Here is a 15115-nt window from a genome sequence, read left to right as displayed (position 1 = left end):
TATAATCTTTTGTTGCCTATATTGAATTAATAGTGGGAAACTTGAGTAAATATTATTAATTTTTAGGGGGATTTTATGAGGAAGAAAATGTTAGTTGTTTTTATGGTTATGGTATGTGTAGTTTGTCAGTTGAATATTTCAATTAGTGCTAGTACATCGACACTTGGACCAGTTACACCTAAGGATGTGGTATATCAGATCATTACAGACCGTTTTGTTGATGGGGATAGATCAAATAATATACCATCATCAGAACTGCTATTTGATGATAGTGATAACAATAATAAAGGTGATGGAGACGACTTGAAGCTCTATCAAGGTGGAGATTTTCAAGGGATAATTGATAAAATACCTTATCTAAAAGGTATGGGTGTAACTGCAGTTTGGATTAGTGCACCTTATCAAAATCGTGATGAACCTATTATTGACTATAAATCATGGGGAAATCATGACATATGGACTAGTTTCCACGGTTATCATGTAAGAAATTATTTTGCCACTAATAAGCACTTTGGATCAATGAAGAAGTTTGAAGAATTTAAAGATGCTCTACACGCTAATGGAATCAAGCTTGTTATTGATTTTGTGACAAATCATAGCAGTCGTTGGAAGAACCCAACTGATAATTTTAGCCCTGAGGACGGAAAACTATATGAACCTGATAAGGATTCTAGTGATAATTATGTTTTTGATGCTGATGGGGAACCACTGGATTATAATGATGACGGTCAGATAGAAAATCTACTGGCTGACCCACATAATGATACACAAGGTTTTTTTCATGGTCTAGGAGACAGATATGGAGATGCATCAACATTCGGATTCAGACATAAGGAGTTAGCTTCATTAGCTGATTACTCTCAAGAAAATGGTGATGTAGTAGAGCACTTGGAAAAAGCAGCTCAATTCTGGGTGGATAAAGGAATTGATGGATTTAGACATGATGCAACTCTACATATGAATCCAGCATTTGTAAAAGGTCTAAAAGATAGTATCGACAGTATGAGTAATGGACCTTTAACACACTTTGGAGAATTCTGCATTGGTAGACCTGACCCGAAATATGATGAGTATCGATCGTTTCCAGATAGAACAGGGGTAAATAACCTTGACTTTGAATTTTTCAGGTGTATAACAACTACTTTTGGGAATTTTAGTACCAGTATGGCTGACTTTGGTGATATGTTATGTTATACAACTAATGATTATACTTACGAAAATCAGGCAGTTACTTTCCTTGATAATCATGATGCAACTAGATTCGGTTATTATCAACCACGTAGAGAAGTCTATAATGCAGCGTTGGTAGCGCTTCTTACATCAAGAGGAACTCCCAATATCTACTATGGTACAGAACAATACTTTATACCAGATAATAACAGTGATATTGCTGGAAGAATGTTCATGGAAGTAGATTCAAGTTTTGATACATCTACTGATGCTTATAACATCATCAAGAACATGTCAGACCTAAGACAAGAGAATGATGCATTAGCTTATGGAACAACACAAATACTATATTCTAATAACGATGTATTGGTTATGTCACGTAAGTTCTTTGATAAAGAGGTTTTAGTAGCTATAAATCGCCAACCAGACCGTTCAGTAACAATTAATGAAAGTGTAAATACTGGTTTTGCAGATGGTAATTATGATGATGAACTTGCTGGTATGACAAAAGCCAGTGGACTAGTGGTTTCCAATGGTGGTAAGGTGTATATATCTACATTGCCAGGAGGATATGCAGGTGTATGGTCTTATAATCCTGACAATGACGGACCTAAGATTGGAAATGTCATATCAACTATGGGGCGTGCAGGTAATAAAGTTTATATTTATGGAAATAACTTAGATGGAAATGTTGATTTGAAATTTGATGATGTAAGTGCGACTGTAGTTACAAATACAACAGATCATATAGAAGCTATAGTACCTTATGTAGATGCTGGAAAAGTAAATATAACAGTTACTAAGGATGGAAGCACAAGTAATGCCTTTGTATATACAGTATTATCTGGTGACCAAGTACAGACTATATTCCGTGTGAATACCAACACATCTTATGGTGATATGATATATGTTGTAGGTAGTATTCCAGAGCTAGGAAACTGGGATCCTGACAAATGTACAGAAGCTATGATGAATCCTAACTATCCAGAATGGTTCTTGCCAATTAGTTTACCAGCAGATACTACTTTAGAGTTCAAATTCATAAGAAAAGATGCTAATGGTAATGTAACGTGGGAATCAGGGTCTAACAGAGTATTTACTTCTACTTCGGATATTAACGGTACATCTGAAACCCCTGTTTACAATTGGGAATAGGGAATAAGTTGATTTTAGTATCAAAATAAAATAAATAATTATGCAGAAAAACAGAACGTACGTTTGCATTACTGCTGTAATTTTGGTATAATATAACTGGTGATAATATGAATAAGAATATAATAGAAAAATTACAAATCTTAGCAGATGCAGCCAAGTATGATGTTTCTTGTGCATCTAGTGGAGTTAATAAAAAAAATACAGGAAAAATAGGAAGTTCACAAGCTAGTGGAATATGTCACACATGGGCTTCAGATGGAAGATGTGTATCTTTGTTGAAAATACTTCTTAGTAACGATTGTGCTTATGATTGTGAATACTGTGTCAACAGGTTGAGCAACGATGTAAGAAGAGCTAGTTTCACACCAGAAGAAGTAGCAGAGCTTACTATTGAATTTTATAGAAGAAACTATATAGAAGGACTTTTCCTTAGTTCGGCTGTAGAAAAAAATCCTAATCATACTATGGAGAAGATAGTAAAAACTCTTCTTATACTAAGGAATCAATATGGTTTTTCTGGTTATATTCATGTAAAAGCTATACCTGGAGCAGATAAGATTCTCATTCATCAAGCAGGAGAACTTGCAGATCGAATGAGCGTCAATATAGAATTACCAACAGAAGCAGGACTTAAATTATTAGCACCACAGAAAACCATGAAGAAATTATTTCTGCCTATGGATCAGATAAAACAAGAAATAGGTAGATCCAAATATGAATTAGCACGTTATAGACATGCCAAAAGTTTTGTTCCAGCAGGTCAGTCAACACAGATGATTGTTGGTGCCACTAAAGAGAGCGATATGGATATGATTAACATAACCGATCAATTATATAAAAAGTTTAGCCTTAAAAGAGTTTACTTTTCAGCTTACGTACCAGTTAATCAAGGAGGTAATCTACCAGCAATAAGTTCTACTACAGCTCCTATGCTTAGAGAACATAGATTATATCAGGCAGATTGGCTCTTGAGATTTTATAAATTTAAGGCAAATGAATTATTAGACCAAAGTAATCCTAATTTTGATAAGGACTTCGATCCTAAGATGATGTGGGCACTTAGAAATATAAAGGAATTTCCCAAAGAGATCAATAAGGTATCTGTAAATGAACTATTACGAATACCGGGTATAGGAATGATATCAGCCAGAAGAATATTGAAACAAAGGAAAATAAGAAACATTACATTCGATGACTTAAAAAAGATGGGTGTAGTAGTAAAAAGAGCCAGGTTTTTTATAACATGTGGCGGTAAATATTATGGAGAAAAAAATCTTGATCCTGAAAATATAAAAAATATATTGAACCCTGTACCTCCTTATGAACAGCTATCGTTAAAAATATAGATCAATGAAGAAGGATAGATAATTATGGTGTATCTACATGATGGAACATTCAATGGACTATTAACTTGTGTATATGAACATTACTATTTAGAAAAAGCTAATGGAATATATCCTGAAAATAGATTTGAGATGGAGTTATTAGAACAAGAAGTTCATATTGCTACTGATGATGTAAAAGCAAAAAAAGTATATGATGCCATATGGAATAAAATATCTGACGAAGCTATGAAGAATGTCTACTATACTTTTTTATCAAATGATTATAAAAAAGACTGTTATATACTGAAATACCTAGAATTAGGATTTAAGATGGGTTATAAAGTAGATAATGACCATACCAATAAAGATGTGATTAATGTTCATAAGCTGTCTAGTAAAGTGTCAAAAGAAAGGCACAGATTACTAGGGTTATTAAGATTTCAAGAAGTTGGAGACGTATTATATGCGCCACTTACTCCAGATCATGATTTGATTGAGCTACTGGCTGACCATTTTGCTGATAGAATGAGAAACGAAAAGTTTATCATACATGATAAGAAACGTAATAAGGCTGTTGTTTATAATAAAAAAGAATGGATGATAACCGATTTTACGTACGAAAACGAAATTGATGTATCAGAAAAAGAACGAGACTTTCAAGAAATGTGGAAAGGTTACTTCGAGCATATAGGAATAAAAGAAAGAAAAAATCTAGTATTGCAGAGACAATTTGTTCCTACTAGGTATAGAAAAAATATTGTAGAGTTCAATAAATAATAAGTAATTAATAAATACTAATTGACTAGATAAATATTAATAATAGCACTAAAAAAGCATTGATTCGAGGATTTAATCAATGCTTTTTATTATATAAAGAATGAGGGGGGGAGTTTTTTTATGTAAGACTATTTCTTACATTAATAATGATAATATATAATTGTGTATAATACGTGATACATTTGTAAATAATATGTGAACATTTTTCATAATACTAGAAACTTCTGCTAGAAAGGCAAAAATTATCTATTAATTTTACAGTCTATTCCATATTTTTATTTAATAACACCATATGGTAATGATCTTCCCACGTTCCATTAATCATAAGATACTTTTTTGATAGACCTTCATTTTCAAATCCAAGTTTGGTCACTACTTTGATTGAAGGTATGTTTCTTGGTATTATATTAGCTTCAATACGATGTAGTTTATAATCTTCAAACATCACATGTATCCCTCTTTCAATAGCTTCACAAATATAACCTTTATTAATTTCATCTTTATCTAGTTTATATCCTAGAAAACATGACTTGAAACATCCCCTAACAATATTTGAAAAAGATACTGTTCCGATTATCCTTTGAAAATGTGTATCTTCTTTTTTGAAAATCCAAAGTCTTAGCATAGATAAATTGTTCATTAAATCCATTTCTCTACGTATAGTCTTTTTTTGGGATATAGGTTTATAAAAAACAGGTTCACGTCTAGGTTCCCAAGGTTCAAGAAACTCTTTATTACGTATATAATAATCTAATACCTTTTTGGTAAAAGACGTATCTATAGTTCTAAGAACTAATCTATCTGTTGAATATATTTTCTTCATTAACTGTACCTCTATATCTTTAATTACTAATTGTCTGATCTAAATAGATTGTTATACAAATATAATAAAAGTGATAACATATAAGCTATATAAACTGTCATAAATAATTCTTCTACAATTCTGGGGAGTAAGAAAGCAATAAAAGCTTGTTTTGATAATGCGACGAAAGATAGTCTGAGTATTTGAGTATTTATAGTTGTCACTATTAAACCTGGTACTCCTACAGAAATAATTAATTTCAGGAAATTGTTGTATATCTTTAGATTATTGAATCGCTTTTGTATTATACGGTCGATAAGTAGTAATAAAAAGCCTGCTATAGAAGTAGCTATTAACAAAACAGTGGCAAAACCAGGACCTTTTCCTATGCCTAATATAAATTTAGACCATGAACTATTCTCATAATAAGTTAACTGTATATGATTAAATATACCAAGTAAACCTATCGCAGAAAAAAGAATTATACATACTGTTTGTATATGCTTAATATTTATATTTTTTAATGCTTTCCAAATAATAGGAGTTAGTATTCCACCTAATAGAGCAGTTAATCCTAACCAAGGGATATATGCACCTGTAGGTTTGATTAAATAGCCGATAATATCAGATAAAACAGCACTAATTCCACCGATAACGGGACCAAATAAGATTCCAGGCATTTTAGTGAATGGACCAGAAAAACTGATTCTTAGTGCTGGTACACCAGCAATATATATATAGTTGCTAAACATTTTTACTATTTGTGCAATAGCGATTAATAGACCTGTCTGCACAATTACTTTTATATAATTAGTTTGTGATTTATTCATCTATGTGCCTCCTATAAAATTATAATTAATTCAATACTCCGAAAATTAGTTATAAAAGCATCACATAAATGGTTTTTGTAATGAATTGCATAAACAAAAAACCTCCCTTCTTTTTATATATTACCTGTTACATAAAAAGAAAAAAGGTATTACTCATACGATTATTCTCTATGTAACAGCGGAAACAATATTACACCGCAAACCTAAAAAATTAGGCTTTTCGTTTAGAGGAAACTTCCCATCCTCTAACACTTAACGCGCAATATCTGCTCTGCTACAGTACAAATATTATTATATAGAATAAAGTATCAGTTGTCCATACATAATTAATTTTTTCTACCCAGTGTACCCCCTATCCAGGTAGTTAGCGGTATTGCTGAGATTAAACCTATACTTCCTGCTATGGCTCTTACAATTTCTGATGCTATCATGTCCATATTTAGTATTTCGGGTATAGTTATATTATATGCAATAAATAGTAATAATAAATGAATCGAACCTCCCACATACGCTAAGATAAGAGTGTTTGACATAGAGCCCATGATGTCTTTTCCAATATTCATACCTGATTTAATTAATTTCTTAGTTTTTATTTTAGGATTATTTTCTTCTATCTCCCACATTGAAGAAGCTATGGATAGAGAAACGTCCATTACAGCTCCCAATGCACCTATTATAATACCTGATAGTAGGATTCCTTTAAAATCAAGATGTCTGTTCTGAGGAATATAGGCAAGCATTCTTGCTTGTTCTTCACCTAATCCAGTAAGCATAGCTATATTTGAAACTATTCCAGCAGCAAGTGCCGCTACTAATACTCCTCCTACTGTTCCTAAGATAGCAGTTCGTGTTTTTTTATTCCAGCCACTTATTATTACTAAAGTCAAAGTTGTTGTTACGGATATGACCCCAACGGTAACCAATAAGGGATTATAACCTCTTAGAATTAGTGGTAACATGACAAAAGATATTAACAATATGGTGATAGCCAATGTAATTATGGATTTGAGACCTTTGAAACCTCCAATTACTATTAATAGTATTAAAAAAGAAATAACAATAAGAATTATTGCACTGTCTCTACAACGTTCATAGATATGAATATCTCCAACAGTACCTTTATCTGTTTCATACACATATATATACATCTTATCATTTCTTCTGAATATCAATCTGTAAGGATTAACCATTTCAACAGTATTTCTTACAGTATATTCTTCCCCTTTATGGTTACCCTGCAATATTTTTATATAAAGATATTGATATCTGATATCTTGTTCTATAGGAATATCTGGACGCTCATCTTTAGTATCATCACTAGTTATATCAATCACTTTAGCTTTTACTACATCATAATCAGGTTTTTCCATATCATCTTCGTAGTATGTGGCAAGACCTCCGTATTTTTCATCTTTTGTTATATCATCAGTTGATTCAGATGAACAAGATGTTAAAAATAATGAAATGAGTATAGTAAATATTAGACTTTTACATTTCATGTTATTTTCTCCTCGTTTACTAATTTAATATTGAAAGTTGTTCAATTGAGTTTTTGTTCTTTATTATTGACTTATTTTTAGTGTAAAAAGGGGATGTCTTATAGACAACCCCTTTTGAATTAATTAGTTTAGTTAGCAGGTACTAATAATGTTTTACCAGAATAAATTAGATGAGGATTTTTTAAATTATTTAGTTTAGCTAGTTCTTGATAAGTGGTATTATATAATTCAGCTATTTTCCAAAGAACATCTCCAACTTTTATTTTATATGTGCTTAGTTGTGATATTACATTTACTTCAGGAGCTGTAACAGTACCTTCAGCTTTAATGGCTTTAGCTAGTTCATCTCTTATAGGAACAAATGTATCTACTATATTTTCTGCTCCATCAAAGTTATATTGATCTCCTCCAGTAGCTACGAAATCATTAGTTGTTAAGGTATATTTTTTATTCATATCAACAGGAGTACCATCTTCTAATGTAAAACTCACGATTCTATTTTCGTAGTCTGCTTTTGGATTATATATGACTTTTAATCCTGCGAATTGCCCATCACCCATATCAGCAGCTTCAATACCATGATTAACTAATTCTTTTAGATGTTGACCTGTCACTTCCATTGTTGTTAATGTATTATCAAAAGGAATCACTTCATATAAATCACCCATAGTGATATTACCTTCTTCAAGGCTTCTTCTAAGTCCTCCACCATTAGTTAAACCTATTTCAGTATTAGCAGCTTTTCTCATGATATCAGCTGTCCATAAACCTAGAGGAGTAACATTTTTATAACCACTATCATGTGACAAACGTCCATTTAGTTGTCCTACAACTTCATTAGCTATAGGAGCAAAATCAGCCACATACTTATCGTGTATTTCTTTGGTTTCTGGATCTTCAACTAGATCTGAAGAAATCTTATAAACAGAATTTACTGAAGGAGTGATTGATTTAACACTACCATCTTCATTTAATCCTATAGAAAGTTTACCAACAGCTCTACCATATTTATAAGCTTGAATAACAGGTTTATCATTTATATATCCAGATACAGTCTTATGTGAGTGACCTGTTATAACAGCATCAATTCCTTCTACTTTGCAAAGAGTACCAATCTCTTCACCTGTTATAGGTAACTCAGGATTTTCACCATAATCATCCTGCCAAGTTGGAACATGTGTTAAAGCTATTATAATATCTGGAGTACCTTCTTCAGCTTTTCCAGATTTTAAATAATCTACCCATATTTTAGCAGCTTCATCCGCTGGTTTGAATTCGATTGCAGCTACATTATCAACTTTAGTTTTATAAGCTGTTTCTACTGTAGAAAGACCTATAAAAGCAATTTTTTTGCCAGCTACTTCATGAATCAAATAAGGTTTTGCCCATTCCACAGGTTCATTAGTTTCTTTGTTATAAATATTAGCTGCCAAGAAAGTAAAGTTTCCGTCTTTTCCCCATTGTTCGATTCGGTTAGCACCCCAGTCGAATTCATGATTACCTACTGCTGATGCTATTACTCCCATACCTTTGAACATTTCGTTTACTGGAGCACCATATGTAAGATTAGAAAGGGCTGTACCTTGATAGTTGTCACCACCTGATACAACAATAGTATTAGGGTTTTTAGCTTTTTGGTCATTAATATAACGAACCATTTTTGCCATACCTATGTTTTTTCCACTTTCTGTTACGTTACCATGGAAGTCATTAACAGTTAATATATCAATGACATTCTCTATTTGTTGGGTTGCGGGTAATATTGTGTCAGTTGCTGCAGGTGTAGAAACTTCAGTATCATCACTTGCAAACATGAATAAAGTGTTCAAGTTAAATATTACTGTCAAAATCAATAGCATACTCAATAACTTTCTTACTCTGCTCTTCATAACAATCCTCCCAATATTCGTTTAATAGTTAAATCCTTAGTTAAATATAGTATTACTATAATTAACTAATTTAATTATATATTGATTCCCGATGGCAGTCAATGGACATGTGTCCCATATTATTATTTAAAGAGCTTTGCAAAATTAAAAATAGATATTTTTCTGTTTCTTATTCTGCAAAGCAAAAATAATTTTTTGATCATTTTAATTAGATTATAGTTCTGAGTTAATATTAATTAATAAAATAGTGTAATAAACAGTTGGTAGCATTAATACTCCATAATAGATGTTAGTGATATGTTTCATAATCGGTATGTTCGTTTTTAAGATAATTCAATCTAGCTTCTATTTCAATCATATTACTTGCTTCATGGTCATATATCTTGATATCAAACGCTTGACCATCATCATCTCTATGTTGTAGATAATTGTTAATTATTTCTGAAGCATTTTTATCACAGATATTATTACCATAAATGACAGTATATTCTTCTCGTGGTATAGTTAAAGAAATATGATAACCTTCTTTTAAACGTGTTCTAGTTTCATATATACTATTTAGCATCAAAACTCCCTCCTTAAGATATTATTATAATATTAGTTTAACCATATTAAAAACGAATATTATATCTTAAATAGGGAGTTTTTTCTTTTTTTTAAATAAAATAGTAGAATATATATTAGTTTTACAATATTAAGTCTTTTCTATATTGAGATGGACTTTTCCCTACGAATTCTTTAAAAGCCTTACTGAAATATAAAGCATTTTTGAATCCTACCATATAACCTATATTAGCTATACTTAAATTGGATTCAATAAGCATTTTTTTAGCATTATCCATTCTAATTTTCAATAAATATTTTTGTGGGGAATAACCAGATATTTTTTTGAATTTTCTAATAAAATAATATGTAGAAAGATTACATTTTTTTGCCAGCTCTTCAATTGTGTGATTATGATTATAACTTTCATTTAAATAAATCATAATTTCATGTAATTCTGATTCACTTGCCAATGTATTTCCATGATTACATTTTTTACATCTGCAGATAGTAGCTAATAGCTCAACAAGGTATCCACTACAGATAACCGTATAAGATTGGTTACGTATCTGAAGTTCTTTTATTATATTAATGAATAAGTTATCAATATTAGGGGAATTTCCAACGAAATAACTTTTTTTGCTGATTATATTTAGTTGGTTTAATATACTTTTAACCCCATAGCCTGTAAAATTAATCCAAAATACTTCTTGATATACTTTGTCTGAGTAATATACCTCATAAGATTCATTTGGATCTATCATGATTACTTGACCTGTATTGATTCTGTAAGGTGTTTTATTGATATTACAAGATAAAATGCCTTTTTTTACATATATCAAGTAATAATCTTTTCTACCTTTTATTCTTTTCTGCCAAAAATTAGTGTGATAAAATTTGTCATTTCCACAGCTATTTACAATGAAAAATTCATCATTAGATTCATAACCTTGGGGCTCTTGATTATATTCTGAGTAACCAGAATTACTAATCATCTAATCAACTCCTCGGATAGATACTGATTCAAAATATTGTTTTATACTGTTTTGGAATTTTTCTAATGTTTCAAGGCTATGCCCATGAAATCCGTCTTTAATTTGTTTATCACTTTCTATATATTGCTGAATGAAATACCTTTTACTTCCGTTTAACCATTTACCAATATTCATTATATCTTCAATGTTATGAAATTCTCTTATAACAGTAGTTCTAAACTCATAATCAATACCGCAAGATTTAATATAATCGATAGATTTTTCAATATTATTTAAATTAATGGCTTTATCACATGTGATACTGTATTTTTCCTTGCTATTTTTTATATCCATGGCTATGTAATCAATTAAATTATTTTTATAAGCAGTTTCTATTACATGAGGGTTACTTCCGTTGGTGTCAAGTTTGATTTTTATAGGATATTCCTTGATTTTTTGAAGAAATTCAATTAAATCTGGTTGTAATGTTGGTTCTCCACCACTTATGCATATACTGTTTATCATGCCACAACGTTTTTTTATATTGGCTAGTATATAATTTTCAGTTAAGTTATCCAAGTTGGTGTGATTCAGAACTAAATCTCCATTATGACAATAGGGACAATTAAAATTACATCCACCTGTAAAGATAGTGGATGCAATATGACCTGGATAATCTAATAAAGTTGTTTTTGTAAACCCTTTAATATTCATATGTAAACTCCTAGTCCTAAACTAAACAGCAGATTTTTTAGTTTTTTCATCCTCTTTAGATTGGTTTGTTTCTAAAGATGTATATATTGAATCTAAACTTGTAAGTAATTTATTAAGTTCGGTTTCATTAAATGAGGATTCGAATCTTTTAGTAAAATTAGCATAATCCTCTTGAAATTGATATATCTTCTTTTTTGATTTTTCAATTTTTTCTTTGATATCTTGAAGTTTGTTTACTGCATCTGCTTCAATCTTTTGGGCCTGTTTTTTGGCGTCTTCAACTACATTCTTAGCCGAAACTTGTGCTTCTACTAAAGCACTTGAGATAAATTGTTCTTTATCTTTGTAAGTCTTTAATTCTTTATCTAATAATTGTATGTATTCTTGTACTTCTTTAGGATCATAACCTTTTTTTACCGTATTGAATGAAGTCCCCATAATTACCTCCCTTAGATTAACTTAATATTATGTTAAATATTTTATTATATCATTGTTTTAATTACTCTGTTAATTTATAATAATGGTAGCATTAACTAATAGAAAATGCAAGAGAATGTTTCAATAAAAGATATGTAGGTGAAAGATGTGCAAGATGATAAAGACATTAAATATATGAATGAGGCTCTAGGGCAAGCAAAAAAGGCATTTGATATTGATGAAGTTCCCATTGGGGCAGTAATTGTTAAAGATGATGAAATAATTGCAGAAGCATTTAATAGAAGAAATACTGATAAAAATACATTGTCTCATGCAGAAATATTGGCAATCGATAAAGCTTCAAAAGCTGTTGGTGATTGGAGGCTTGATGATTGTACAATGTATATAACACTGGAGCCATGTCCAATGTGTGCTGGAGCCATTGTCCAAGCTAGAATTCCTAGAGTGGTTATAGCTGCATATAATAGAAAAGCGGGATGTGCAGGATCGATAGTCAATCTGTTGCAGGAAGAAAGATTCAATCATCAAGTTGATATAACATATGAAGTGTTGGAAGATGAAAGTAGTAGATTATTAAAAGATTTTTTTAGAAAACTAAGAGAAAAGAATAAGTAATTTACTTTTATAATATAGTTATTTACTTATCAAAGACATTTTAATATAGACTAGTCATATACTTCAAATAGATTAACCTAGATTTATAATAATATAGAAAGAAGGATTAATGATGAGTATAAACGTTATACCAAAACCCAACCATATTATTTTAAAAGAAGGGGTATTTAATATTAATCAATCTACTAAGATTAGCTTTGATGAAAATGCAAGACCTATATTAAAGTTTCTAGAACAATATATAAAACAAGCAACAGGATTAGAACTAGCTAATTCAAATGAAACAGGAGTTAATTCAATTACACTAAATTTAGATGATAATCTAGTTGATTTGGGAAAAGAAGGGTATAAGATTAATATTCTACAAAAGCAGATTCTACTGGATGCGTGTACGATTCATGGATTATTTTATGGAGTACAGACTCTAAGACAGATTATGAACGATAACAACTGTAATTTACCTTGTGTAGAAATAGAAGATGTACCAAGATATGAATATAGGGGTTATATGCTAGACGTTTGTAGACATTTCTTTGATAAAGAAGTAGTTAAAAGAATGATTGATCTTTCGGCATTACATAAATTGAATATTTTCCATTGGCATTTAACGGACGATCAGGGTTTCAGAATTGAGATCAAGAAATATGAGAAGTTAACAAAAATAGGTTCTGTCAGAAAAGAGACTATAATATCTAATAAATCAGACAATAAACCTCATGGTGGTTATTATACTGTTGATGATATAAAAGAAGTTGTAGAGTATGCAAAAGAAAGATATATCACCATTGTACCTGAGTTCGATATGCCAGGCCATTTCTTATCTCTTCTAGCATCTTATCCTAATCTAGGATGTAATGGAAAGCAACTGGAAGTGGGTACTAGATTTGGTGTTATTAATGATATCGCATGTGCAGGTAAGGAAAGTACATATGAATTCATTTTTGATGTTCTAGAAGAAATTATAGATCTATTCCCTGGAGAATTGATACATATTGGTGGAGATGAAGTTCCAAAAGAAAGATGGATTGAATGTCCTGACTGTCAGAACAAAATAAAAGAAGAAAATCTTAATAATGAAGAAGAACTTCAAGGGTATTTTACTAATAGAATAGCTGAATTCCTAAAAGAAAAAGGTAAAAGGGCAGTTACTTGGAATGAGTCTCTGAAGGCAGGTAATCTAGACGATTCTGTAGTAGTACAACACTGGATGGATCCAGATAAACACCAGAATACCATCAAGGCAATAAATGATGATAGAACTATGATAATATCTGATTTTTTTCATGTATATTTAGATTATCCATATGGTATGACTACACTGCAGAAGACCTATGAATTCAATCCGGTTTTTGAAGGGGTAAAGAAAGATAAAGTAAAAAATATTTTAGGTGTTGAAGCACCTTTATGGACAGAATATGTTACAAATATAGAGAAAATAGATTATCTGACATTTCCTAGACTTTCTGCGCTAGCAGAGATAGGATGGACTAATGAAAGCGATAGAGATTATAATGATTTTATTGATAGATTAAAATCTTTAAATGATTTGTTATCAAAATCAGGAGTCAGATATGCAACTGTAACTCAAGCAAATGTAAAAGGCCTAAAGGCTAAAATAGAAGTGTGCAAGCATTTCAAACAAGTCAATAATATATTTTCTATCATTATTGAATTAATTAAGAGTAAAAAGAAATAATTGGCATCAGTAATTAAAATTTGATGAATTATATAATATTCCAGTTGACATATTGACAAAAAACATTTATACTATTCGTTACAATGCTAAGTATAGTAATGACTTTCGAGGCTATACTTATAATATAATAGTGAATTATCATATTAGAAGTAAGTGGTTATTTTTAATATGAATAATATAAAGTTTCCGTGCAGCCGGGGAGATAGCGGTGCCCTGTACCTGCAATCCGCTACAGCAGGGGTGATGCCAATCGGAGGCATATATTTTGTAAGGCTGCCCTTTACAAGTGGCGATGATGATTGGGTCTTACGCAACAGGAATCTACGAACCGTGTCAGGTCTGGAAGGAAGCAGCACTAAGTAGAAACTCCTGTGTGCCGTAAGGTTGCCTGATTTGAGCTAACTATAAAGGTAACGCTTATGGATATTTGTCGAAGTGCGGCGCACGGTTTAATAATGTAATTAGTTAAGCTGACTTATAATATACATTTTATTTGATATCTATGAAAGAGATGATCTTTCATAAAATCATAACATTGAATTGTATTATATGTGAGCTGTTTTTATCTAGATGTTTCGAGAAAACCCCCTCCTCTAACTAGGAGGGAGATGAATCGGAACGGTTTTTAATCTTTAACTCCTGCTTGAGAGCGAATATATTTCTCAATCATTTCTATTGTTGCTCCTCC

Annotated in this window: 13 protein-coding genes, 1 other RNA gene and 1 riboswitch; of the genes, 6 read left to right on the top strand and 8 right to left on the bottom strand. The window is 31.0% G+C overall.

Features of this window, described 5'->3' with window-relative positions; genetic code table 11:
- The first annotated feature begins 75 nt into the window (after positions 1-75).
- From QMG30_RS13320 to QMG30_RS13310, 3 genes are all read left to right on the top strand, one after another.
- Entirely contained in the window at positions 76-2325 is a 2250-nt protein-coding gene (locus tag QMG30_RS13320; protein ID WP_281816127.1) for an alpha-amylase family glycosyl hydrolase, read from the top strand.
- A gap of 107 nt (positions 2326-2432) precedes the next feature.
- Positions 2433-3671 carry a putative DNA modification/repair radical SAM protein gene (locus QMG30_RS13315; protein WP_281816126.1) on the top strand — a complete coding sequence of 413 codons (1239 nt, stop codon included), beginning with the start codon at positions 2433-2435 and terminating at the stop codon, positions 3669-3671.
- 24 nt (positions 3672-3695) lie between these two features.
- Positions 3696-4427, top strand: coding sequence for a TIGR03915 family putative DNA repair protein (locus QMG30_RS13310; RefSeq protein WP_281816124.1), 732 nt, complete (start codon positions 3696-3698; stop codon positions 4425-4427).
- A 262-nt stretch (positions 4428-4689) separates the two neighbouring features.
- Here QMG30_RS13310 and QMG30_RS13305 read toward each other — a convergent pair whose 3' ends face one another.
- The 8 genes from QMG30_RS13305 to QMG30_RS13270 form a co-directional block, all read right to left on the bottom strand.
- Positions 4690-5250, bottom strand: coding sequence for a GNAT family N-acetyltransferase (locus QMG30_RS13305; protein WP_281816122.1), 561 nt, complete (start codon positions 5248-5250; stop codon positions 4690-4692).
- A gap of 26 nt (positions 5251-5276) precedes the next feature.
- Complete coding sequence (locus QMG30_RS13300; RefSeq protein WP_281816121.1) at positions 5277-6059, bottom strand: ECF transporter S component; 783 nt, start codon at positions 6057-6059, stop codon at positions 5277-5279.
- 174 nt (positions 6060-6233) lie between these two features.
- Positions 6234-6335: riboswitch (THF riboswitch) on the bottom strand.
- Between the two features lie 50 nt (positions 6336-6385).
- Positions 6386-7558 carry a YibE/F family protein gene (locus QMG30_RS13295; RefSeq protein ID WP_281816120.1) on the bottom strand — a complete coding sequence of 391 codons (1173 nt, stop codon included), beginning with the start codon at positions 7556-7558 and terminating at the stop codon, positions 6386-6388.
- 128 nt (positions 7559-7686) lie between these two features.
- Positions 7687-9447, bottom strand: a complete 1761-nt coding sequence (locus QMG30_RS13290) for a 5'-nucleotidase C-terminal domain-containing protein (protein WP_281816118.1) — start codon at positions 9445-9447, stop codon at positions 7687-7689.
- 289 nt (positions 9448-9736) lie between these two features.
- Positions 9737-10012: a hypothetical protein gene (locus QMG30_RS13285; protein ID WP_281816115.1), complete on the bottom strand. Its 276-nt coding sequence runs from the start codon at positions 10010-10012 to the stop codon at positions 9737-9739.
- A 121-nt stretch (positions 10013-10133) separates the two neighbouring features.
- On the bottom strand, positions 10134-10985 hold the full coding sequence (locus tag QMG30_RS13280) for an AraC family transcriptional regulator (protein WP_281816113.1): 852 nt from the start codon (positions 10983-10985) through the stop codon (positions 10134-10136).
- Positions 10986-11678, bottom strand: coding sequence for an anaerobic ribonucleoside-triphosphate reductase activating protein (locus QMG30_RS13275; protein ID WP_281816111.1), 693 nt, complete (start codon positions 11676-11678; stop codon positions 10986-10988).
- A 21-nt stretch (positions 11679-11699) separates the two neighbouring features.
- A complete protein-coding gene (locus QMG30_RS13270; RefSeq protein WP_281816109.1) occupies positions 11700-12116 on the bottom strand; it encodes a DivIVA domain-containing protein in 417 nt (138 codons plus the stop codon).
- A 138-nt stretch (positions 12117-12254) separates the two neighbouring features.
- Between QMG30_RS13270 and tadA the strand changes: the two genes are divergently transcribed.
- The 3 genes from tadA to ffs all read left to right on the top strand — a co-directional run bounded on the left by tadA (position 12255) and on the right by ffs (position 14875).
- The gene (tadA, locus tag QMG30_RS13265) at positions 12255-12731 is read left to right on the top strand and encodes a tRNA adenosine(34) deaminase TadA (protein WP_281816106.1); all 477 of its coding nucleotides are present in this window, start codon (positions 12255-12257) and stop codon (positions 12729-12731) included.
- Positions 12732-12843: 112 nt separating this feature from the next.
- Positions 12844-14427 (top strand): beta-N-acetylhexosaminidase, encoded by a 1584-nt coding sequence (locus tag QMG30_RS13260; RefSeq protein ID WP_281816104.1) that lies wholly within the window; start codon positions 12844-12846, stop codon positions 14425-14427.
- A gap of 186 nt (positions 14428-14613) precedes the next feature.
- Positions 14614-14875: signal recognition particle sRNA large type (gene ffs / locus QMG30_RS13255), an RNA gene on the top strand.
- Positions 14876-15115: the final 240 nt, after the last annotated feature.

It is taken from the genome of Vallitalea longa, assembly GCF_027923465.1.
GTDB classification, from domain to species: domain Bacteria; phylum Bacillota; class Clostridia; order Lachnospirales; family Vallitaleaceae; genus Vallitalea; species Vallitalea longa.
The sequence above is the reverse complement of the archived record's forward strand: the minus strand, read 5'-3'. Positions and strand labels throughout refer to the sequence as shown.

Bases quoted from the DNA above. Each gene is read 5' to 3' on its own strand.
- QMG30_RS13320 (WP_281816127.1), top strand. From the start codon at position 76: ATGAGGAAGAAAATGTTAGTTGTTTTTATGGTTATGGTATGTGTAGTT.
- QMG30_RS13315 (WP_281816126.1), top strand. From the start codon at position 2,433: ATGAATAAGAATATAATAGAAAAATTACAAATCTTAGCAGATGCAGCC.
- QMG30_RS13310 (WP_281816124.1), top strand. From the start codon at position 3,696: ATGGTGTATCTACATGATGGAACATTCAATGGACTATTAACTTGTGTA.
- QMG30_RS13305 (WP_281816122.1), bottom strand. From the start codon at position 5,250: ATGAAGAAAATATATTCAACAGATAGATTAGTTCTTAGAACTATAGAT.
- QMG30_RS13300 (WP_281816121.1), bottom strand. From the start codon at position 6,059: ATGAATAAATCACAAACTAATTATATAAAAGTAATTGTGCAGACAGGT.
- QMG30_RS13295 (WP_281816120.1), bottom strand. From the start codon at position 7,558: ATGAAATGTAAAAGTCTAATATTTACTATACTCATTTCATTATTTTTA.
- QMG30_RS13290 (WP_281816118.1), bottom strand. From the start codon at position 9,447: ATGAAGAGCAGAGTAAGAAAGTTATTGAGTATGCTATTGATTTTGACA.
- QMG30_RS13285 (WP_281816115.1), bottom strand. From the start codon at position 10,012: ATGCTAAATAGTATATATGAAACTAGAACACGTTTAAAAGAAGGTTAT.
- QMG30_RS13280 (WP_281816113.1), bottom strand. From the start codon at position 10,985: ATGATTAGTAATTCTGGTTACTCAGAATATAATCAAGAGCCCCAAGGT.
- QMG30_RS13275 (WP_281816111.1), bottom strand. From the start codon at position 11,678: ATGAATATTAAAGGGTTTACAAAAACAACTTTATTAGATTATCCAGGT.
- QMG30_RS13270 (WP_281816109.1), bottom strand. From the start codon at position 12,116: ATGGGGACTTCATTCAATACGGTAAAAAAAGGTTATGATCCTAAAGAA.
- QMG30_RS13260 (WP_281816104.1), top strand. From the start codon at position 12,844: ATGAGTATAAACGTTATACCAAAACCCAACCATATTATTTTAAAAGAA.